This is a genomic window from Methylobacterium sp. P3_A11, from assembly GCF_056403155.1.
The window spans coordinates 1-19,132 of record NZ_JBFUGA010000112.1 but is presented as its reverse complement, the minus strand read 5'-3'; the positions used below and the strand labels follow the sequence as shown (position 1 = coordinate 19,132).

The window sequence follows — 19,132 nt, the reverse complement described above, 5'->3', positions numbered from 1 at the left end:
CTGCGGGGCCGGCTCCGGCGCCCGCGCCGCCACCGGGACCCCCGCCACCGGGACCGCCGCCGCCACCGCCGCCACCACCGGGGCCGCCCTGCGCGAACGCCGTCGCCGCTCCAGCGACGACGATGACCGCCGCAACCGTGTCTCTCAGAATCCGCTTCATGGCCTCTCCTCCTGCGGGCATCGGTGCGCCATCGACGCCTCCGCTGGCCCGCAACGAGCCCTCCGGAGAAACCGTTCCGTCCCGCGGCAATCGGGACGCGGCACGAATGACAGGCGCACGCGCTGTCCTCGGCTATGTCCGATCACGGACTTGCGATCAGGCGCGTCACCTGTAACGTCGCGCCGCACGAAGAAGAGACCGGCCATGGCCGGCATCAGGATTGATCGACGGAGACGCCATGTCCGCCTCGCGAGACGATACGATCGGTATCGCACCGAGCGCCCTCGACGAAGCCGCAGACCGGAAGCGTCGCATCTGGGCCATCGTGGGCTCGTCGTCGGGCAACCTCGTCGAATGGTACGATTTCTACTGCTACGCGTTCTTCGCTCTCTACTTCGCACCCGCCTTCTTTCCGAAGGGCGATTCCACCAGCCAACTCCTGCAGACTGCCGGCATCTTCGCCGTGGGCTTCTTCATGCGGCCGGTCGGCGGCTGGCTGTTCGGGCGCATCGCTGACCGCGTCGGCCGACGGACCTCGATGGTCGTCTCGGTGCTGATGATGTGTTTCGGGTCGCTGCTGATCGGCATCCTGCCGACCTACGAGCATGTCGGCACCCTGGCGCCGGTGCTGCTACTCCTCGCCCGCATGCTGCAGGGCCTGTCGGTCGGCGGCGAATACGGCACGTCGGCCACTTACATGAGCGAGGTCGCGATCAAGGGGAAGCGCGGCTTCTTCGCCTCGTTCCAATACGTCACGCTGATCGGTGGGCAGCTCCTCGCCTCGCTCGTCCTGGTCTTCCTGCAGACGGTGATGACCGGTCCGGAACTCACGGCCTGGGGCTGGCGCATCCCGTTCTTCATCGGCGCCGGCCTGGCGGTCGTGGCCCTCTACCTCCGGCGATCGCTGGCCGAGACCAAGGACAGCAGCGACAAGGAGACCGCCGGCACCTTCGCCGCGCTGGCAAAGCACTGGCGGGCGTTCCTGGTCGTCGTGGCCTACACGGCCGGAGGCAGCCTGAGCTTCTATACGTTCACCACGTATATGCAGAAGTATCTCGTCAACACCGCCGGCATGCCGAAGACCTCGGCGTCGCAGGTGATGACGGTGGTTCTGTTCGTCTACATGGCAATCCAGCCGATCTTCGGCGCGCTGTCCGACCGGATCGGCCGCAAGGCGAACATGCTGCTCTACAGCGGCCTCGGCACGCTCATGGTGGTGCCGCTGATGACGGCGCTCGGGACCAACAAGGACCCGTACCTCGCCTTTGCCCTGATCACGCTGGGGCTTGCGGTGATATCGTTCTACACGGGCATCAGCGGCATCGTGAAGGCGGAGCTGTTTCCCACCGACGTCCGCGCGCTAGGGGTCGGCCTGTCCTACGCGGTGGCCAACGCGACGTTCGGCGGCACCGCCGAGTTCGTAGCCCTGTGGTTCAAGGACAACGGCATGGAGAGCACGTTCTTCTGGTACGTGACCGTCCTGATGGCGATTGCCTTCGTGGCCTCGCTGATCATGCCGAACCCGAAGGTCCACGGCTATCTCGACGGTGCGGGCACCGTCGAGGAGGCCCTCGGCAAGAGGCCGCGCCTCGCCCACGCCTGATTGGTGCGGCCGGCTGGACCGGACGGCACATTCACGGTGATATGCCTCCCGCCGGGCGCGACAGACGTCCGCGGGAGGACACCATGCTCAGGAAAGCCGCCGCCGGGGCGTTGACCCTGCTCTGCCTCGCGGCCGCCTCGGCGCCGCTTGCCGCCGAACCGGCGCTCGGCGGCACGCCTTTCAAGCCAAACCAATCGGCGGGATACTTCTTCGTCGGCGGCCGCTACGCGACGGCGGGCGGCAAGACCACAGCCCTCGGGCAGATGTTCGTCGAATACCGCGCCCCGGAGCGGGTGACGCAGCCTTATCCGATCGTCTTGGTGCACGGCACCGCCCAGACCGGGACGAACTTCCTCGGCACGCCCGACGGCCGGCCGGGCTGGGCGGATCGCTTCGCCGCCAAGGGCTTCGCGGTCTACGTCGTCGATCAGGTGGGGCGCGGCCGATCCGGCGGCGATCCCGAGACCTACGGTCCCTATGCCCGCTTGCCGGCCGAGGATCTGGAGACGGTGTTCACCGGGCAGGAGCGCAGCGCGCTCTATCCGCAGGCTCGGCTGCACAACCAGTGGCCGGGCGGCGCGGGGGTGCGCGGCAACGCCGCCTTCGATCAGTTCTATCTCTCCCAGGTGCCGTACATCGCCAGCGCGCTGAAGAGCGAGGAGCTGGTCGATCCGGCGCTGATCGCCCTTCTGGAGAAGATCGGCCCCGCGATCCTGCTGACGCACTCGCAGGCGGGCGTCTTCGGCTGGGCGGTCTCGGACCAGCGGCCCGACTTGGTGAAGGCCCACGTCGCCGTGGAGCCGAACGGTCCGACCTTCTACGACATCCGCTTCAAGGGCGGCGCCGACTGGTACGAGCGCATCGGCGACGCGCGGGCGCGGCCTTACGGCATCACCCGGGTGCCACTGCATTTCGAGCCGCCGGTGAGTGGCCCCGCCGATTTGACCGTGGTCCAGGCCGAGACCGCGGCGGCGCCGGACAAGATCCGCTGCTGGCTGCAGGCTGAGCCCGCGCATAAGCTGCCAAACCTCGCCCGGGTGCCCGCAGTGATCGTGACCGGCGAGGCCTCGTTCCGGGCCACCATGGACGATTGCACGGCCGCCTTCCTCGCGCAGGCGGGGGCCAAGCCCGACCGGCTGGCCCTCGCCGAGCACGGCGTCCACGGCAACGGCCACATGATGATGCTGGAATCGAACAGCGACGCGGTGGCGGACGCGATCGTCGGCTGGATCGAAGGCCGGATCCAGGCGCCCGCGCGTCCTTAACCCGCCGCTTACCCTGTCCCGGCGAGGGTGCCCCCGTCATCCGACGAGGGAACGCATGACCGACATGACCGACACCGTGGGCGTCGCGGGCGACCGCATCCGCTCGATCATCGAGCGCGTGGAACGGCTGGAGGAGGAGATCAAGGACCTGATGGAGGCCAAGAAGGAGGTCTTCGCTGAGGCCAAGGGCGAAGGCCTCGACGTGAAGGTGCTCAAGGAGATCCTGAAGATCCGCAAGCAGGACAAGGACGAGCGCGACGAGCAGGAGACGCTGCTCGACGTCTACCTGCGCGCCATGGACGCGCCCTCCCCCGCCCCGATCGCCGCAGCGGCCTGATCCGTCGAACGGGGCGCGGCGCCACGGGCGCCGCGCCTCTTCTCAGGATTGCCGGTCGGTCTCGAGATAGGCGGCGAGGTTACGCCGGATCCGCGCCAGGGGCTCCTCGGCCGGATCCGGCAGCACGAAATGGGCGCCCGTGATCGTCTCGTAGGCGCGGATGTAGACCGCGGCCGTCTCCAGCACGATCTCGGGCGGGATCTCCGGGATCGGATCCGTGTAGGGGTCGCACCGCGCGACCACCCAGTTGCGGACGAAATCCTTGTCGAAACTCTCCGGCGCCGCGCCGGCGGCGAACCGCTCCGGGTAGCTCTGCGCGAACCAGTAGCGGCTGCTGTCGGGCGTATGAATCTCGTCAGCCAGGACGATGCGGCCGTTCGGGTCGGTGCCGAACTCGTATTTCGTATCCGCGAGGATCAGACCGCGCTCGGCCGCCAGGGTCTGGCCCCGAGCGAACAGGGCCAGCGCCGCCTCCGACACGGTCCGCCATTGCTCGGGCGTGAGCAGCCCCCGTTCCAGGATTTCGGCCTCCGTGAGGGGCTCGTCGTGACCGCCGTCGAAGGCCTTCGTGGTGGGCGTGATGATGGGTCGTTCCAGCCGCTCGTTGGAGCGCATGCCGTCGGGAAAGCGATGGCCGTACATGTCCCGCTCGCCCGCCCGGTAGCGGGTCAGGATCGATGTCGAGGTGGTGCCGGCGAGATAGCCCCGGACAACAACCTCCACCGGGAGGATCTCGAGGCGCCGGCCGACCACCACGTTGGGGTCGGGGTAGGCGATGACGTGATTGGGGCAGATATCGGCCGTCCGCTCGAACCAGTAGCGCGCGGTCTGCGTCAGGACCTGCCCCTTGAAGGGAATGGCGGCCAGCGCCCGATCGAAGGCGCTGATCCGGTCCGAGGTGATCAGGATGCGCCGACCGTCCGGGAGGTCGTAATTGTCCCGGACCTTACCCCGATAATGGTTCGGCAGCTCCGGCAAGGTCGCATCGCGCAGGACCTGATGCGCGTGCGGGGCGAGATCGGCCGTGTTCATCGGGTGTCTCGTGAGGCTGGGCGGCGACCGCGCCGCCGGACCTGTGTGCGCGGCCGAGCCCGAGATTTCCAGCCCCGCCAATACCCTCTGCACCGCTGCAGCGGCAGCGCCGAAGGCTCGTCGGCCATTCGGTGACGGCTTTCGCGACCCGAAGCCCCCGTCCCAGGCGGGCATCCGTGCCTAGTCGCGCCCATGTGCGGACCCTATTCTCAACCGCAACGAGACACGACGGATGGCCCGCGGCGGCGTAGCCGGGTGGTCACGCCGGACGGCCGAGGCGCGATGATCGACACCCCTCACCCGACGACGCGACATCCGTTCCTGCGGCGGATCGAGTCCGTCGCGCTGTTCAAGCTTTCCGATGAGGAGCGGGCGGCCCTCAACGCGCTGCCCATGCAGATGGTGCAGATCGAGCCCAACCAGGACATCGTCCRCGAGGGGGATCGTCCGTCCCGGAGTTTCACGATCCTCAGCGGAATCGCCTGCACCTACAAATCGACCCGCGCCGGCAAACGGCAGGTGATGAGCTATCACGTCCCCGGCGATGTGCCGGATTTCCAGAGCCTGTACCTGGAGGTTCTCGACGTCACCATCGCGACGATCAGCTCCTGCCGGCTGGGCTTCGTCCAGCATGACGCGGTCCGCGCAATGCTGCGAGCGCATCCGCGCCTCAACGCGGTGTTCTGGCGCGCGACTCTGATCGATGCCGCCCTGGTGCGGGAGTGGATGCTCAACACGGGGCGTCGGGAAGCCTACGCGCGCATGGCTCACCTCTTCTGCGAACTGGTGACCCGCCTCGACGCGGTCGGGCTGGCGCCGGACCGGGCCTGCGACCTGCCCATGACGCAGCCCGAACTGGCGGACGCGCTCGGGATCACGCCGGTTCATGTCAACCGCACGATCCGCGACCTCAAGGCCGCCGGCCTGATCACGCTGCGCGGCCGCCGCCTCATCGTCCACGACTGGCCTGGGCTGCTGGCGGCAGCCGAATTCGATCCGACCTACCTTCACCTGCGGGATCTGGACTGCCGCTGAATCGCCCGCCCGGACAATGTCATCGAAGACGGACGGTTTTCGGCACAGCCGGATTCGCCCGCTCGGCCGTTCAGGCCGTCCACGCACCCTGCGACACGCAACGCACCCGCATGGTGCACGGTCTCAAGATCGGGGCAATCAGAAGCTATCGTCGACGCCCGCGATCCTCACCGAGAATTCAGCGAACGGATGGTGCCCAGGGGCGGAATCGAACCACCGACACTGCGATTTTCAGTCRCATGCTCTACCAACTGAGCTACCTGGGCGTCGCCCGCGCCGTCATCGGCCTCGGACGCCGCGGGGTATAGTAAGTGCTTCGCGGCCTGTCCAGCCTTGCCGCGCCATCGGCGTGCAGGAAATGCCGGAAAAATTCAGCGCTCCGGATCCGGCTCCCGGGGTCCCTCGTCGGACTCGATGTCCTCGGGGATCGCGTAGCGCTCGTTGAGCCAGCGTCCGAGATCGACATCGGCACAGCGCTGCGAGCAGAACGGCTGATACTCCGGCGTCGCCGGTTTCCGACAGATGGGACAGGCCGGACGGCGCTCGCGGCTCATGCGAGCGCGCCCCAGCCGGAACGTACGGGATAACCCTCGCCGTCGAGAAGACTCATGGTCTCGTAGAGCGGCAGCCCGACGACGCCACTGTAGGATCCGACGAGCTTCACCACGAAGGCACCGGCCAATCCCTGGATCGCGTAGCCGCCGGCTTTGCCGCGCCACTCGCCCGACGCCACGTATCCCTGGATGTCGCGGCCGGAGAGGCGCTTGAACCGGACCCGGCTCTCGACGATCCGCTCCCGGCGTCCGCGCGGCGAGAGCAGGCAGATCGCGGTATAGACCCGGTGCTGGCGCCCGGAGAGCAGGCGGAGGCAATCCGCGGCCTCGTCGGGAACTTCGGCCTTCGGCAGGACGCGACGTCCGACCGCGACCACCGTGTCGGCCGACAGGAGCCAGGTCGGCGTCTTGGTATCGTCCAGGTGAAGCGCCGCCTCGGCGGTCGCGAGCTTCGTGCGGGCGAGGCGGCGCGCCAGTTCGCGGGGCGGTTCGGCCTTGCGCGGCGTCTCGTCGATCTCCGCCGGCAGAAGGGCGGCCGGCTCGATTCCAATCTGTTGCAGGAGCGCGAGGCGGCGCGGCGAAGCGGAGGCGAGCACGAGCCGCGCTGGCGTACCCTGCCCTGCGCCGATCGCTTCAGGTGTGGCGTCCATGATCTTCCGTTCGCACAATCGACCGCAGCCGTGCGCGCCCTGCGCGGCGGCACGACGTCGGCCGGGACAGGCTCGATCCGCCTGCCTGATACGGGAAGGGGTCGGGCTTGTGAACTCAAGACCATCTTCATCGCATCGGGAATTCCGGTGGCCAAACGGCGCGATCCTGTCCCGGCGACGCTCGCCTCCGGCAAGAGTACGCAGGCTCACGCACGGATCTGAACTGTGGTTCTCCGACCTGAGTCAGACTAAAATCCGCGCACTGCGACCTGGCAAGACAACCCGAAGCACTGGGTCGGAACCGTAACCGGACGTTAACCACACTCAGCCGAGATGGGTCTCATCGGACTGGGATCGACATCGATGCTGAACGCTGATCCGCTCTTGCAGCGCCCGAAGCTCGTGAGTGCCGCTCTTCTGGTCCGCGCTCTCGACAGCCTCAAGCCGAGGGCCACGTCGCCGGTCGAGATGTGGCGACTGCTTACCGACCAGTACGTGGTCGATCTCGACGCCGTCGCGGCCCTTCTGCCGGCCAACGAGCCGGAGACCCACTGGCTGGCGGCCCGCGACTGAAGCCGGTCCGATCAGGTCGGGTCGCCGACCGCGCAACTGGCACGTGACGTGCCTTCGGATTTCAGCGACCGGGAAGGAAACGCTCAGGCAACGACAACGCGGCGGCTCGCACGCCAGAGCACCCCGCGGACCTTTCGATCACTCGAATGCGAGGTCCGTCATGTCGGAACTGCTCTCCGTTGCCCTGGTCTGTGCCGGCACCCTCCTGGCACAGGACTGCTCCCGTGATACCGCCCTCGACGTCATCATCGCCCCGGCGCACACGCCGATCGAGTGCCTGATGCACGCGCAGACGATGGCGGCCCAGGCCGGGCTGCCGGGGGGCAGCGACCGGTACCTCAAGATTGCGTGCGAGCATCGCCGGACCGAGGGCGATCCCGGCCCGATCATCCGGCGCGCATCCTAAACGCGCGGGCGAGTCCCGCACCGCGGGCACTCGCCCGGGAGGTGACGGGCGCGACGGACCGCACGGTCGACGCTGCGATGAGGCAGCGGACGACATGGTGCAACAAAGTCACGTCCGTATAATTCCTGTTGAACTTCGACCTTCGTCCAGTTGCGGCCCAGAGGAACGGGAAGCATCCTACCCGGCCAAGCTGATGCGATACCAAGACCGGCATCCGCCAACTTTGCCGCCCCGATGGCCCGCGTGCCGGGCAGGGCTCTCGCGAGTGCCTGCCTGATGCTCTACGACGCCTTCGACCTGCAGACCGACATCGCCGCTCAGACCCGGGCGTGGGGCCGGCTTCTGAACGACATCTGGTCGCCCTGGTTCGGGTGGGGCGAGCCGGTGACTTGGATGTCGGCCGGTGCCCGCATGATGATGCGCACGGGCCTGACCTTCTCGCGGCCGCCTTACGGCATCGACTCGGTGACCGTCGGCAACCGGAGCGTCCCGGTCTCGGAGGAGCCGGTCGAGGTCACGCCGTTCGGAACACTCCTGCACTTCAAGAAAGACGTCCACACCGAGCAGCCCAAGGTGCTGATGGTCGCCCCGATGTCGGGCCATTTCGCCACCCTGCTCCGCGCCGCGGTGCGCACGATGCTGCCCGACCACGACGTCTACATCACCGACTGGCACAATGCCCGCGACGTCCCCGTGTCGGACGGCCAGTTCGGCTTCGACGACTATGTGGGCCACCTGATCCACTTCCTGCGCACGATGGGCGAAGGCGCCCACATGGTCGCGGTCTGCCAGCCCGCCGTGCAGGCCCTCGTGGCCGCCGCCGCGATGGCGCAGACGAAGGATCCGGCCGCTCCGCGCAGCATGACCCTGATGGCCGGACCGGTCGATTGCCGGATCAATCCCACGGGCGTGAACGAACTGGCGACCTCCAAGCCGATCGAGTGGTTCGAGAAGAACCTGATCGCCACGGTCCCGACGCGTCACAAAGGCGCCGGGCGCAAGGTCTATCCGGGCTTCATGCAGGTCTCGGCGTTCATGGCGATGAATGCCAAGCGCCACATCCAGGGCCACGCCGATCTGTTCTGGCACATGGCCCACGGGGAGAACGACAAGGCCGCGGCGATCGAGACCTTCTACGACGAGTATTTCGCCGTGCTCGATCTCGCGGCCGACTTCTACCTGGAAACGGTCAAGACCGTGTTCCAGGACCACACCCTGGCCAGGAACGCCGTGAGCTATCGCGGCGATCCGATCGACCTGCGGGCGATCCGCCGCACCGCCCTGATGACCGTCGAGGGTGAGCGGGACGACATCTGCGCGGTCGGCCAGACCATGGCGGCCCACGACCTGTGCACGGACCTCGCCCCGTACATGCGGACCCATCACCTCCAGGCGGGCGTTGGCCATTACGGCGTCTTCGCCGGGCGGCGCTGGGAGTCTCAGATCTATCCGCAGGTGCGCAACTTCATCCAGGCCCACAACTGACCGGCCCGGCGTCGCGCCGATTTGACCCGCCGACCTGGGCGGCCCACCATGCTAGCGTCCTGAGGACGGGGGCGCGGATCGCGTGTTTCCCGGGGCCACTCCTTCGGCGTGAGGCGGAACGGTCGGCGTGATCGGCAGGAACGGCTACGACAACAAGACCGATGCGGGCGGACCGACCGGCGGGCGCACCGCGACCGCCGCACGGCTCGACCGGCTGGTGGCCCAGGCGCGGGTCGCGATCCTGTGGGAGCAGGCCTGGCCTGTCCTCTGGCGCGGCCTCGGCGTCGGGCTGCTCTTCCTGGTCGTGTCCTGGTCGGGTCTGTGGCTCGACCTGACACCGCTCTGGCGCCAAGTCGGCCTCGGGGCTTTGGCAGCCCTCCTCGTGGCCGCTCTGTGGCCTCTGATCCATCTCGCCGGGCCGGACCGGCGCCTGCTCCTGGCGCGGCTCGACCGCGAGGCGGCGGCACGCGATCCGGCGCTGCGCCACGGGCCCGCCTCCGCGGCGCAGGACAGTCTGGCCGTCGGCGCCTCGGATCCGGGAAGCCGGACGCTGTGGGACCTGCATCAGCGCCGCGCCGCGCAGGCGATGTCCGCATTGCGGGTCGGCCTGCCGCGACCGGGCATGACGCGTCATGATCCGTTCGCCCTGCGCGCCGGCTTGGTGGTGGCCGCGGTCGCCAGCCTGTTCGCGGCCGGCCCTGAATGGCGCCAGCGGATCGGCGCCGCCTTCGACTGGCAGGAGCCTGCGGCGCCCGGCCCGAACTTCCGCGTGGACGGTTGGATCGACCCGCCGCTCTACACCCGCATGCCGCCGTTGCTCATCGCCATGGACGGGAGCGACCAGCACCTGCGCGCGCCCGTCAATGCGCAGCTGATCGTGCGGATCGCCGGTCAAGGCAAGGCGGCGTCGGCGACGACCCTCACGCCCAATGCCGGCCTCGTCTCCGTCCCGGGACAGGAGGCACGGCCCGACCTGCGCGAGGAGCGCTACCGCATCGTCGGCGGCGCCGAACTGACGATCGCGACCCCGGCCGGTCGGCAGCGCCTGACCGTCGAGGCGATCCCCGACCGGCCGCCGGAGGTGACCGCCGTGGGCGGCCCCGAGGTGAATGGGCGCGGCACCTTCAACCTGACCTATCGCGCCAAGGACGATTACGGGATCAGCTCGGCCGAGGCGGTGATCGATCCGCTGAAGTCCGGCCGCACGCTGGTTCCGGTTCCGCATATCGGCCTGGCGCTGCCCGGCGATGCCAGCGGCGAGGCCGACACCAAGACCCTGGTGGACCTCACGGACAGCCCGTGGTCCGGGGCGCGGGTCCGCTACCATATCGTGGTCAAGGACGAGGCCGGACAGGAAGGCCGTACCCCCGACACCGAGATCATCCTGCCCGCGCGCCCCTTCCGCGACCCGCTGGCGCGGGCGCTCGCCGAGGATCGCCGCCGCCTCGTCACGGCCCCCGATACCGATCGCCGCTGGGTCCAGGGCGCGCTGGACGCCCTCCTCGTCGCGCCGGACACGTTCACGCCGCAGCCGGCGATCTTCCTCGGGCTCCGGACCGCGACCGAACGCCTGCGCCGGGCTCGGACCGACACGGACCTCACCGACGTGGCCGACCTCCTGTGGGAGATGGCCCTTAAGATCGAGGACGGGGACCTCTCCGACGCCGAGAAGCAGCTCCGTCAGGCTCAGGACCGGCTGAAGGAGGCGATCGAGCGCAATGCGCCCGACGACGAGATCAAGCGGCTGACGCAGGACCTGAAGCAGGCCCTCGACAAGTTCCTGTCCGAGATGGCGCAGAAGCAGGGGCGCGAGCCCCGTGAGCAGAGCGAGCGCGGCCAGAACAACCAGCAATCGAAGACGGTGACGCCCGAGGATCTCGACAAGATGATCCAGGACATGGCGGAGGCGATGAAGCGCGGCGACACCGCCGAGGCGCAGCGTCTCATGGAGCAGCTGCGCAACGTCCTGGAGAACCTACAGACCGCCGAACGCGGGGGCCGCTCCGACCAGGCATCCCGCGAGATGCAGAAGCAGATGCGCGACCTGGACGCGATGTCCCGCGAGCAGCAGGGCCTGCGCGACGAAACCTTCAAGGACGGGCAGGAGCAGCGCGGCGGTCAGCGCCAGCCGAATCGCGGTCAACCGCAGCAGGGCCAGCGGGGTCAGCAGGGACAGAAGCAGCCGGGTCAGCAGGGACAGCAGGGCGAAGGCCAGCAGGGCCAGGGCCAAAAGGGTCAGGGCCAGCAGGGTCAGGGCCAGCCGGGTGACGTCGGGCAGCGCCAGCAGGCCCTCCGGCAGCGGCTGGAACAGCTCGAGCAGCGCATGAAGGAGAACGGCATGCGCGGTGAGCAGGGCCTGTCCGATGCCGAGGACGCCATGCGCGAGGCTGAGAACRCCCTCAAGGACGGCGATTCGAGCGGGGCGGTCGATGCGCAGGCTCGCGCCCTCGACGGCCTGAAGCGTGGTGCCGACGGCATGGCGCAGCAGATGCAGGAGATGGCCGAGGGCCAGGGCGAAGGCCAGCAGGACGGCGGCCAGCAACCCGGGCAGCAGGGTCAGGCCGGCGCCCGCGACGACGACCCCCTCGGCCGTCCGACCCGGGGGCGCGACATGAGCGACGGCCGGGTGCGGGTCCCGACGGCTGACGAATCAGCGGTCCAGCGCGCGCGGCGCATCATGGAAGAGCTGCGGCGCAAGCTCGGCGACCCGAGTCGCCCCCGCGAGGAACTCGACTATTTCGAGCGCCTGCTCCGCCGAAACTGAGCGCTCCTCCTTTCACGCCGCGCGAGGCTGCCATGCGGCCTCGGCCCCATCCGGATCTCCCTCTGAATGTCGTCCAACACCCTCGTCCTGATCGCCTGCCTGGCTGTCGCCGTGGTCCTCGTCCTGGGCCTCGCCAACATGATGCGCGGCGGCAGCGCGAGCCTCTCGCAGCGGCTGATGCGACTGCGGGTCCTGCTCCAGTTCTTGGCGATCGTGATCATCATGGGCGTCGTCTGGTGGCGCTCGGCCTGACCGCGAAACCGCCCGGGTGTGACCGCGCCGCCGCACCGGACGCCTTTCGACGCGGCGCCGGATGAATTGGCCGCCGGACCCCGTGGGCCTCTGCTACGCTCGGTAGAAGCAATTCGCTGCGCCTAACCGGCCGAGCCCGCATGACGACCCCCTCTCGCCTCTGTCTGTTCGGCCTCCTGACAGGAGCGGTCATCCTGCCCGCCTCGGCCGCAGACGCGCCGCCGCGTCCCGCCGCCTATGCGCCACCCGTGCAGCCCCTCAGCATCGTGTCGGAGATCCGCATCGGCGGCGCGGTGCAGGATCCCGGGAGCGCGGAGGGCAAGCTTCCGGGCTTCAGCAAGGCGAACGTCAACGGCGAGGTCCTGTTCGCGAAGCCGGTGCTCAGCGCCGATCCGTTCTGGCAGGCCTTCGTGCCGCGGCCGACGGTGGGCGGCAGCTACAACACCGGTGGCCGGACCAGCTACGCCTATCTGGGGGCCACCTGGACCCTCGAAGTCTTCCCGGAAACCTTCAATCGCCGGATCTTCCTCGACGGCTTCTTCGGCGGCGTGGCCCATAACGGCTGGACCGGCCCGAAGGCGGAGACGCCCTACGGCTTCAACACTCTCGGCTGCTCGCCGATGTTCCGCGAGGCGGCTGCTCTGGGCTTCCGTCTGACGGAGCACTGGAGCATCATGGCGACGATCGAGCACATGTCGAATGCCGGATTGTGTGCCAACAACCGCGGCCTGACCAATTACGGTGGCAAGATCGGCTACACCTTCTGAGGCGCCCACTCCTTGGTCAAACTCAATCGCATCTACACGAGGACCGGCGACAGGGGCACGACCGCACTGGCGGACGGGCAGCGTCGCTCGAAAGCGGACCTTCGGGTCGAGACCTACGGCACCGTCGACGAGACCAACGCCTGCATCGGTTTGGTGCGCCTGCACACGCAAGGCCCCCTCGACGGGATGCTCGGCGCGATCCAGAACGACCTCTTCGATCTCGGTGCCGACCTCGCCACACCGCCCAGCCCGGAGCCGCTGCCCTATGAGCCGCTTCGGATCGTCGCGAGCCAGGTCGAGCGTCTGGAGCGCGACATCGACGCCCTGAACGCGGCCATCCCGCCGCTGAAATCCTTCGTGCTCCCCGGCGGTTCGCCGGCCTCGGCGGCCCTGCACCTCGCTCGAACGGTCTGCCGTCGCGCGGAGCGACTCGCGGTGAGCCTCGCCGCCCGGGAGGACGAAACGGTGTCCTCCGAGGCGCTGCGCTATCTGAATCGCCTATCGGACTTCCTGTTCGTCGCAAGCCGGGCGGCCAATGCGGACGGGGCCGATGACGTACTCTGGGTGCCCGGCGCCAACCGCTGAGGCCGAGCCCAGCGTTTTCGCGGGCTCGCCACGGCGCCGCGTTGACAAGGCGGAAATGTGGCCGCTACGGTCCGCCCGCCTTGCGTGCCCCGGCCACGCTGCGCCACGGGCGCGGTGGGAGTGGCCTGCACGACGACAAGAATCCTCCGGGGAAGGATCGTGACCGCCATGAAGGTGCTGGTGCCCGTCAAGCGGGTGGTGGACTACAACGTCAAGATTCGCGTGAAGGCCGACGGCTCCGGGGTCGAACTCGCCAACGTGAAGATGTCGATGAATCCTTTCGACGAGATCGCCGTCGAGGAGGCGATCCGTCTGAAGGAGAAGGGCCAGGTCACCGAGATCGTGGCGGTCTCGATCGGACCGCAGCAGGCGCAGGAGACCCTCCGCACGGCCCTGGCCATGGGGGCCGACCGCGCCATCCTGGTCAAGACCGACGTGACCTGCGAGCCGCTGGCCGTCGCCAAGCTGCTCAAGGCCGTCGTCGAGAAGGAGAGCCCGCAGCTCGTCATCCTGGGCAAGCAGGCGATCGACGACGACTCGAACCAGACCGGGCAGATGCTCGGTGCGCTCCTGGGTTGGCCACAGGGCACGTTCGCCTACAAGATCGCGCTCGCGGACGGGACCATCGACGTCACCCGCGAGGTCGATGGGGGCCTGCAGACCGTGGGCCTGAAGCTGCCGGCGATCGTGACGACCGATCTGCGGCTCAACGAGCCGCGCTACGCCAGCCTGCCCAACATCATGAAGGCGAAGAAGAAGCTGCTGGAGGAGCTGGCGCCGGATGCGCTCGGCGTCGACGTGACCCCCCGGATCAAGGTGCTCAAGACGGCCGAGCCGCCGGGACGCTCGGCCGGCGTCAAGGTCGGGTCCGCGGCCGAGCTGGTCCAGAAGCTCAAGGTCGAAGCCGGCGTCATCTGATCCGCATGCGGGGCTCCCGAGACCCGGTCGAGCCCCGCGCCATCACCCTCAAGGGCATCAGCAGACCATGACGACACTCCTCTTCGTCGAGCACGGAAACGGCCAGATCAAGGACGGGACCCTCAAGGCGCTCTCCGCCGCCCGGGACATCGGCGCCCCGGTCCACGCCCTGGTCCTGGGCGCCGGCTCCAAGGCCGTGGCCGAGGCCGCCGCGAAGCTCGACGGCGTCGAGAAGGTTCTGAACGCCGAGGACGGCCTCTACGATCACGATCTCGCCGAGCCGGTCTCGGCCCTGATGGCGGCGATCGCCGAGCCCTACGACACGATCATCGCGTCGGCCTCGACGACGGGCAAGAACGTGCTGCCTCGGGTGGCCGCGCTGCTCGATGTCGCCCAGATCTCCGACATCATCAAGGTGGTCGCGCCTGACACGTTCGAGCGGCCGATCTACGCCGGCAACGCCATTCAGACCGTGCAGGCACCCGCGGGGAAGAAGGTGATCACGGTGCGGACGGCGGCCTTCAAGGCGGCTGCCGAAGGCGGCGCGACCGCTCCGGTGGAGGGCGTGTCCGCCGCCGCGCCGGAGGCAGGCGGCTCGAGCTTCAAGGGCGAGGAAATCGCCAAGTCCGACCGGCCTGAATTGGCCTCGGCTCGGATCATCGTGTCCGGCGGGCGGTCCCTCGGCTCGTCGGACAAGTTCCACGAACTGATCGAGCCGCTCGCCGATGCCCTGGGCGCTGCGGTCGGCGCGTCCCGTGCCGCCGTGGACGCCGGATACGCGCCGAACGATTGGCAGGTCGGACAAACCGGAAAGGTCGTCGCGCCGGACCTTTACGTGGCGGTGGGCATCTCGGGTGCGATCCAGCATCTCGCCGGCATGAAGGATTCGAAGGTCATCGTCGCCATCAACAAGGATGAGGACGCGCCGATCTTCCAGGTCGCCGATTACGGTCTGGTCGGAGACCTCTTCCAGGTTGTGCCGGAGTTGCAATCCGAGATCGGTAAAGCCAAGGGCCAGTAGCGGAACGCGATCGGGAAACCCGCGAGTCTTGTCGCAGAACGCGGCGCCACGGGTTCCTTCCGGATCGGAGATTGGTCTAGAAGGCTGCAACGGCGAGAGTTCGCGCGATGCCGTCGCCCCGTGCCGCCGGTCGAACCGCGCGGCCGCGCATCGGCATCCGCATTGGGGGCACAGGTCGGCACATGCACATGGAGATCAAGCGGGTCGGCATCATCGGCGCAGGCCAGATGGGAAGCGGCATCGCGCAGGTCTGCGCCACGGCCGGCTTCGACGTCCTGCTGAACGATCGTGACCCCGCTCGGCTCGAGAACGGCCTGTCCGTTATCGAGGGCAGCCTCGCCCGCCTCGTTTCGAAGGGAACGATGACGGAGTCCGACAGCGCTGAAGCCCGATCCCGGATCGTGGCCGCGCGGGATTACGGTGCGCTCAGCCCTTGCGACCTCGTCATCGAGGCGGCGACCGAGAACGAGGCCACCAAGCGCGAGATCTTCACCACCCTGTGCGGGTCTCTGCGCCCGGAAACGCTGGTGGCGACGAATACGTCATCGATCTCCATCACCCGGCTGGCCGCGGCGACCGACCGGCCCGAGAAGTTCATCGGCATTCATTTCATGAATCCGGTGCCGGTGATGCAGCTCGTGGAGCTGATCCGCGGTATCGCGACCGAGGATACGACCTACGAATCCGCCAAGGCCTTCATCGCGAAACTCGGCAAGACCTCGACGATGTCGGAGGACTTCCCGGCCTTCATCGTGAATCGCATCCTGCTGCCGATGATCAACGAGGCGATCTACACGCTCTACGAGGGCGTCGGATCGGTCGAGTCGATCGACACCGCCATGAAGCTCGGCGCGAACCACCCGATGGGTCCGCTGCAGCTCGCCGATTTCATCGGTCTCGATACCTGCCTGTCGGTTATGCAGGTGCTGTACGAGGGCTTGGCCGACTCGAAATACCGGCCCTGCCCGTTGCTGGTTAAGTATGTCGAGGCCGGCTGGCTGGGCCGCAAGGCCAAGCGCGGCTTCTACGATTATCGCGGACCGACGCCGATCCCGACCCGCTGATCGCGACGCAGGACGTCGGGGCGGGACGGCTTGTGGAGGCCGTCCCGGGTCACGGTTACTTCGGAGCGCCGTTCGCGCCGGGCTGGGCCGGCTGCGGATAGGACGGGTTGCCGCCGGGAACACCGGTGCTGTTCGTGGACGACGCGCCGCCGGGTTGGCCGGTGACCGAGCCGGTCACTTCCTTACGCGACGCATCCTGGCTCTGGCTGGCGTAGTCCTTCGGGGAATTGGCGCCGTTCCACGTGAGCAGCCCAACGGTGGCGATCGCCAGCAAGACGAGACTCGCCACCAGAACCCAGAGCATGGGCTTTCCGCGCTCGGCCTGACGGCTCTCGTTCGGGTTCAATCTCGGGGCCATCTGCAAAACCTTCCTCGACGGGACGCCACACGCCGAAACGGGCGTTGCGCGACACGATCTCGTTACCGGCCGCCAACGCGGGGCCGTCGAGGCAGGTTCCTGCCGGAGGTCTGGATCACCGCCCGGTGGTCAGAAGGATCTTGCCGAGATGAGTGCTCGATTCCATCAGCTCGTGCGCGGCCTGCGCCTGCTCCAGCGGGAACGTGGCATGGGTGACGGACCGGATGCGCCCACTATCGAGTTCCGGCCAGATGTCTCGGCGGAGGCCGTCGGCGATCGCGGCCTTGTCGGCCTTGGCGCGGGGCCGGAGCGTCGAGCCGGTGAAGGTCAGACGGTTGCGCATGATCGGCGTGATGTTGAGGCCGTCGACCTTGTAGCCGCCCATCAGAGCGATCATCACCAGACGCCCGTCCGGTGCCAGTGACTTGAGGTTGCGGGCGAGGTAGCTCGCCCCGATCATGTCGAGGATGACGTCGACACCGCGTCCGTCGGTGAGACGCTTCACCTCCTCGGCGAAGTCGGCCTGCTTGTAGTCGATCGCGGCCTCCGCCCCGAGTCCTTCGCAGAAGCGGCACTTTTCGGCCGAGCCCGCGGTGGCGAAGACCCGGGCTCCGACATGCTTCGCGATCTGGATCGCGGTGGCACCGATCCCGCTCGATCCCCCATGGACGAGAAAGCTCTCGCCGGGCGCGAGGCGTCCGCGCTGCACGACGTTCGAATAGACCGTGAAGAAGGTCTCGGGCAGGCCACCGGCATCGACCAGGGAGACGGCTTTGGGGCGCGGCAGACAATGGGACGCCTCGGCCAGAGCGTATTCGGCATAGCCGCCACTGATGACCAACGCACAGACCTCGTCGCCGACCGACAGGCCGTCGACCCCGCTGCCAAGGGCGACGATGCGGCCGGCGACTTCGAGGCCGGGAACCTCGGTCGCGCCGGGGGGCGGGGGATACACGCCGGCACGCTGGGCGACATCGGGCCGGTTCACGCCGGCGGCCACGACTTCAATGAGTACCTGCCCGGCCCCGACGCTCGGCACCGCGGCGGTCTCGAGCCGTATCACCTCAGGGCCGCCCGCACCGTCGTAGCGGATCTGTCGCATGGTCTCGGGCAGGTCGGTGCTGGCCATCAACGATCATCCTCAGCGCGCAGGTGGTGACGCCCGCGCTCACGGTGCCGCGGGACCGGCTCTACTTGCGGCAACGGACGCGCTTGGCAAGCCGCCGGGCCGGCGGGCGTCCGTTGCCGGTCCGCATCGCCTACCGGGCAGCCGCCTTCACGGCCGCCGGCAACACGATCTGGCCTTGCGAAAGGCTCTTGGGCCAGATCGCCACCTGCTTGCCGTCCTGCCATTGGGCCATCAGGCCGGTGACGAAGCCCGGGCCGTACTTGATGGAATGCGTGAACGGGTCGTCCTTGCCGTAGAACTGGGTCCGCCCGACGGTACCGACCCAGTCGGTCTTCTCCAGGGCGTCGACGAGCTTGTCGGCCTCCGCGGATCCGGCACGCTTCACCGCATCGGCGGCGTAGTAGACCTGATCGTAGGCCATGTAGCCCGCGTAGGAGGGATCGCTGCCGAAGCGCTTCTTGAACGCGTCGCTGAAGGCCAGGGACTTGTCGGTGATCGCGGCGCCCGGCACCGCGATGCTCTGGAAGATCACGCCCTGCGTGGCGCCATTGGTGTTGGCCCAGAAGGTCGAGGAGGTGGCCTGCGAATTCATGCCGGTCATGGCGAGAGGCACCTGCTGGTTCTGCCACTGCACCGTCGGCTGCACACCGACATGCGAGATGCCGGTGACGATCAGGTCGGGCTTGGCCGCCTCGATCTTGTTGTAGATCGGCGTGAAATCACCCGTGTCCGGCGAGAAGCGAATGTGGTCGACGACCTTCACGCCGATCTCGGGCAGGCATTTCTCGTAGCCGACATCGAGGGGCCGGGTCCAAGCCGCGTCCTCGCTCATGATCGCCGCAGTCTTCACCTTCATCAGGTCGAGCAGCATGTCCTTGGTGGAATCGCAGATCGACTGCGCCAGGGCGGCCGAGGTCAGGTAGCCGTGGAAGGTGTACTTGTTGCGGGCGTAATCCTTGTGAACCGCGAGGCTGATCTCGTTGGAAGCGGCGCCGGGGGTGATCATCGGCGTCTTGAGCCGGGCCGCCCAGGGCATCAGCGCCAGCACCACCTCCGAGATGTAGCTGGCGATGACGAGGTTGACCTTGTCCTCCGAGACCGCCCGCTGGAAGGCGCGGACCGCGTCGGAGGCGGAACTCTTGTCGTCGTAGGTGACGACCTGGATCTGCCGGCC

At 68.2% G+C, this 19,132-nt stretch carries 20 protein-coding genes and 1 tRNA gene; 14 read left to right on the top strand and 7 right to left on the bottom strand.

Features of this window, described 5'->3' with window-relative positions; translation table 11 throughout:
- Window positions 1–398 precede the first annotated feature (398 nt).
- The 3 genes from AC1DXK_RS25745 to AC1DXK_RS25735 all read left to right on the top strand — a co-directional run bounded on the left by AC1DXK_RS25745 (window position 399) and on the right by AC1DXK_RS25735 (window position 3,365).
- Window positions 399–1,763 carry an MFS family transporter gene (locus tag AC1DXK_RS25745; protein ID WP_457106030.1) on the top strand — a complete coding sequence of 455 codons (1,365 nt, stop codon included), beginning with the start codon at window positions 399–401 and terminating at the stop codon, window positions 1,761–1,763.
- 83 nt (window positions 1,764–1,846) lie between these two features.
- On the top strand, window positions 1,847–3,028 hold the full coding sequence (locus tag AC1DXK_RS25740) for an alpha/beta hydrolase (protein ID WP_457106029.1): 1,182 nt from the start codon (window positions 1,847–1,849) through the stop codon (window positions 3,026–3,028).
- A 55-nt stretch (window positions 3,029–3,083) separates the two neighbouring features.
- Window positions 3,084–3,365 (top strand): DUF2312 domain-containing protein, encoded by a 282-nt coding sequence (locus tag AC1DXK_RS25735; protein ID WP_020091862.1) that lies wholly within the window; start codon window positions 3,084–3,086, stop codon window positions 3,363–3,365.
- Window positions 3,366–3,407: 42 nt separating this feature from the next.
- Here the strand turns inward: AC1DXK_RS25735 and AC1DXK_RS25730 are convergent, their stop codons facing one another.
- Entirely contained in the window at window positions 3,408–4,397 is a 990-nt protein-coding gene (locus tag AC1DXK_RS25730) for a phosphoribosylaminoimidazolesuccinocarboxamide synthase (protein ID WP_457106028.1), read from the bottom strand.
- A gap of 282 nt (window positions 4,398–4,679) precedes the next feature.
- On the opposite strand from AC1DXK_RS25730, the gene AC1DXK_RS25725 reads away from it, so the two are divergent.
- On the top strand, window positions 4,680–5,432 hold the full coding sequence (locus AC1DXK_RS25725; RefSeq protein ID WP_477299413.1) for a Crp/Fnr family transcriptional regulator: 753 nt from the start codon (window positions 4,680–4,682) through the stop codon (window positions 5,430–5,432).
- A 190-nt stretch (window positions 5,433–5,622) separates the two neighbouring features.
- Here the strand turns inward: AC1DXK_RS25725 and AC1DXK_RS25720 are convergent.
- From AC1DXK_RS25720 to AC1DXK_RS25710, 3 genes are all read right to left on the bottom strand, one after another.
- Window positions 5,623–5,698 (bottom strand) — tRNA-Phe (locus tag AC1DXK_RS25720).
- Between the two features lie 105 nt (window positions 5,699–5,803).
- Window positions 5,804–5,986, bottom strand: coding sequence for a DNA gyrase inhibitor YacG (locus AC1DXK_RS25715; protein ID WP_457106026.1), 183 nt, complete (start codon window positions 5,984–5,986; stop codon window positions 5,804–5,806).
- Entirely contained in the window at window positions 5,983–6,636 is a 654-nt protein-coding gene (locus tag AC1DXK_RS25710; RefSeq protein ID WP_457106025.1) for a Maf-like protein, read from the bottom strand. The genes AC1DXK_RS25715 and AC1DXK_RS25710 overlap by 4 nt, the downstream gene beginning before the upstream one ends.
- A gap of 363 nt (window positions 6,637–6,999) precedes the next feature.
- On the opposite strand from AC1DXK_RS25710, the gene AC1DXK_RS25705 reads away from it, so the two are divergent.
- The 10 genes from AC1DXK_RS25705 to AC1DXK_RS25660 all read left to right on the top strand — a co-directional run bounded on the left by AC1DXK_RS25705 (window position 7,000) and on the right by AC1DXK_RS25660 (window position 16,471).
- Window positions 7,000–7,209, top strand: a complete 210-nt coding sequence (locus tag AC1DXK_RS25705) for a hypothetical protein (RefSeq protein ID WP_477299412.1) — start codon at window positions 7,000–7,002, stop codon at window positions 7,207–7,209.
- A 160-nt stretch (window positions 7,210–7,369) separates the two neighbouring features.
- Window positions 7,370–7,615: a hypothetical protein gene (locus AC1DXK_RS25700; RefSeq protein WP_457106023.1), complete on the top strand. Its 246-nt coding sequence runs from the start codon at window positions 7,370–7,372 to the stop codon at window positions 7,613–7,615.
- Between the two features lie 276 nt (window positions 7,616–7,891).
- Window positions 7,892–9,100, top strand: a complete 1,209-nt coding sequence (locus AC1DXK_RS25695) for a polyhydroxyalkanoate depolymerase (RefSeq protein ID WP_457106038.1) — start codon at window positions 7,892–7,894, stop codon at window positions 9,098–9,100.
- A 127-nt stretch (window positions 9,101–9,227) separates the two neighbouring features.
- Complete coding sequence (locus AC1DXK_RS25690; protein ID WP_477299411.1) at window positions 9,228–11,864, top strand: TIGR02302 family protein; 2,637 nt, start codon at window positions 9,228–9,230, stop codon at window positions 11,862–11,864.
- Window positions 11,865–11,930: 66 nt separating this feature from the next.
- Complete coding sequence (locus AC1DXK_RS25685; protein WP_457106021.1) at window positions 11,931–12,116, top strand: twin transmembrane helix small protein; 186 nt, start codon at window positions 11,931–11,933, stop codon at window positions 12,114–12,116.
- 140 nt (window positions 12,117–12,256) lie between these two features.
- Window positions 12,257–12,883, top strand: coding sequence for an acyloxyacyl hydrolase (locus AC1DXK_RS25680; protein WP_457106020.1), 627 nt, complete (start codon window positions 12,257–12,259; stop codon window positions 12,881–12,883).
- Window positions 12,884–12,895: 12 nt separating this feature from the next.
- Entirely contained in the window at window positions 12,896–13,468 is a 573-nt protein-coding gene (locus AC1DXK_RS25675; RefSeq protein ID WP_457106019.1) for a cob(I)yrinic acid a,c-diamide adenosyltransferase, read from the top strand.
- 168 nt (window positions 13,469–13,636) lie between these two features.
- Window positions 13,637–14,386, top strand: coding sequence for an electron transfer flavoprotein subunit beta/FixA family protein (locus tag AC1DXK_RS25670; protein ID WP_457106037.1), 750 nt, complete (start codon window positions 13,637–13,639; stop codon window positions 14,384–14,386).
- 67 nt (window positions 14,387–14,453) lie between these two features.
- Entirely contained in the window at window positions 14,454–15,407 is a 954-nt protein-coding gene (locus AC1DXK_RS25665) for an electron transfer flavoprotein subunit alpha/FixB family protein (RefSeq protein WP_457106018.1), read from the top strand.
- Between the two features lie 182 nt (window positions 15,408–15,589).
- Window positions 15,590–16,471 (top strand): 3-hydroxybutyryl-CoA dehydrogenase, encoded by an 882-nt coding sequence (locus AC1DXK_RS25660; RefSeq protein ID WP_457106036.1) that lies wholly within the window; start codon window positions 15,590–15,592, stop codon window positions 16,469–16,471.
- A 55-nt stretch (window positions 16,472–16,526) separates the two neighbouring features.
- Here the strand turns inward: AC1DXK_RS25660 and AC1DXK_RS25655 are convergent, their stop codons facing one another.
- From AC1DXK_RS25655 to AC1DXK_RS25645, 3 genes are all read right to left on the bottom strand, one after another.
- Window positions 16,527–16,829 (bottom strand): hypothetical protein, encoded by a 303-nt coding sequence (locus AC1DXK_RS25655; protein WP_477299410.1) that lies wholly within the window; start codon window positions 16,827–16,829, stop codon window positions 16,527–16,529.
- 115 nt (window positions 16,830–16,944) lie between these two features.
- Window positions 16,945–17,958, bottom strand: a complete 1,014-nt coding sequence (locus AC1DXK_RS25650; protein WP_457106016.1) for an NAD(P)H-quinone oxidoreductase — start codon at window positions 17,956–17,958, stop codon at window positions 16,945–16,947.
- A gap of 130 nt (window positions 17,959–18,088) precedes the next feature.
- Window positions 18,089–19,132: ABC transporter substrate-binding protein (locus AC1DXK_RS25645; RefSeq protein ID WP_477299409.1), on the bottom strand; the 1,044-nt coding region annotated here is incomplete at its 5' end.

Bases quoted from the DNA above. Each gene is read 5' to 3' on its own strand.
- AC1DXK_RS25680 (WP_457106020.1), top strand. From the start codon at position 12,257: ATGACGACCCCCTCTCGCCTCTGTCTGTTCGGCCTCCTGACAGGAGCG.
- AC1DXK_RS25705 (WP_477299412.1), top strand. From the start codon at position 7,000: ATGCTGAACGCTGATCCGCTCTTGCAGCGCCCGAAGCTCGTGAGTGCC.
- AC1DXK_RS25715 (WP_457106026.1), bottom strand. From the start codon at position 5,986: ATGAGCCGCGAGCGCCGTCCGGCCTGTCCCATCTGTCGGAAACCGGCG.
- AC1DXK_RS25730 (WP_457106028.1), bottom strand. From the start codon at position 4,397: ATGAACACGGCCGATCTCGCCCCGCACGCGCATCAGGTCCTGCGCGAT.
- AC1DXK_RS25660 (WP_457106036.1), top strand. From the start codon at position 15,590: ATGCACATGGAGATCAAGCGGGTCGGCATCATCGGCGCAGGCCAGATG.
- AC1DXK_RS25655 (WP_477299410.1), bottom strand. From the start codon at position 16,829: ATGGCCCCGAGATTGAACCCGAACGAGAGCCGTCAGGCCGAGCGCGGA.
- AC1DXK_RS25670 (WP_457106037.1), top strand. From the start codon at position 13,637: ATGAAGGTGCTGGTGCCCGTCAAGCGGGTGGTGGACTACAACGTCAAG.
- AC1DXK_RS25700 (WP_457106023.1), top strand. From the start codon at position 7,370: ATGTCGGAACTGCTCTCCGTTGCCCTGGTCTGTGCCGGCACCCTCCTG.
- AC1DXK_RS25650 (WP_457106016.1), bottom strand. From the start codon at position 17,958: ATGGCCAGCACCGACCTGCCCGAGACCATGCGACAGATCCGCTACGAC.
- AC1DXK_RS25710 (WP_457106025.1), bottom strand. From the start codon at position 6,636: ATGGACGCCACACCTGAAGCGATCGGCGCAGGGCAGGGTACGCCAGCG.
- AC1DXK_RS25695 (WP_457106038.1), top strand. From the start codon at position 7,892: ATGCTCTACGACGCCTTCGACCTGCAGACCGACATCGCCGCTCAGACC.
- AC1DXK_RS25735 (WP_020091862.1), top strand. From the start codon at position 3,084: ATGACCGACATGACCGACACCGTGGGCGTCGCGGGCGACCGCATCCGC.
- AC1DXK_RS25665 (WP_457106018.1), top strand. From the start codon at position 14,454: ATGACGACACTCCTCTTCGTCGAGCACGGAAACGGCCAGATCAAGGAC.
- AC1DXK_RS25745 (WP_457106030.1), top strand. From the start codon at position 399: ATGTCCGCCTCGCGAGACGATACGATCGGTATCGCACCGAGCGCCCTC.
- AC1DXK_RS25740 (WP_457106029.1), top strand. From the start codon at position 1,847: ATGCTCAGGAAAGCCGCCGCCGGGGCGTTGACCCTGCTCTGCCTCGCG.
- AC1DXK_RS25685 (WP_457106021.1), top strand. From the start codon at position 11,931: ATGTCGTCCAACACCCTCGTCCTGATCGCCTGCCTGGCTGTCGCCGTG.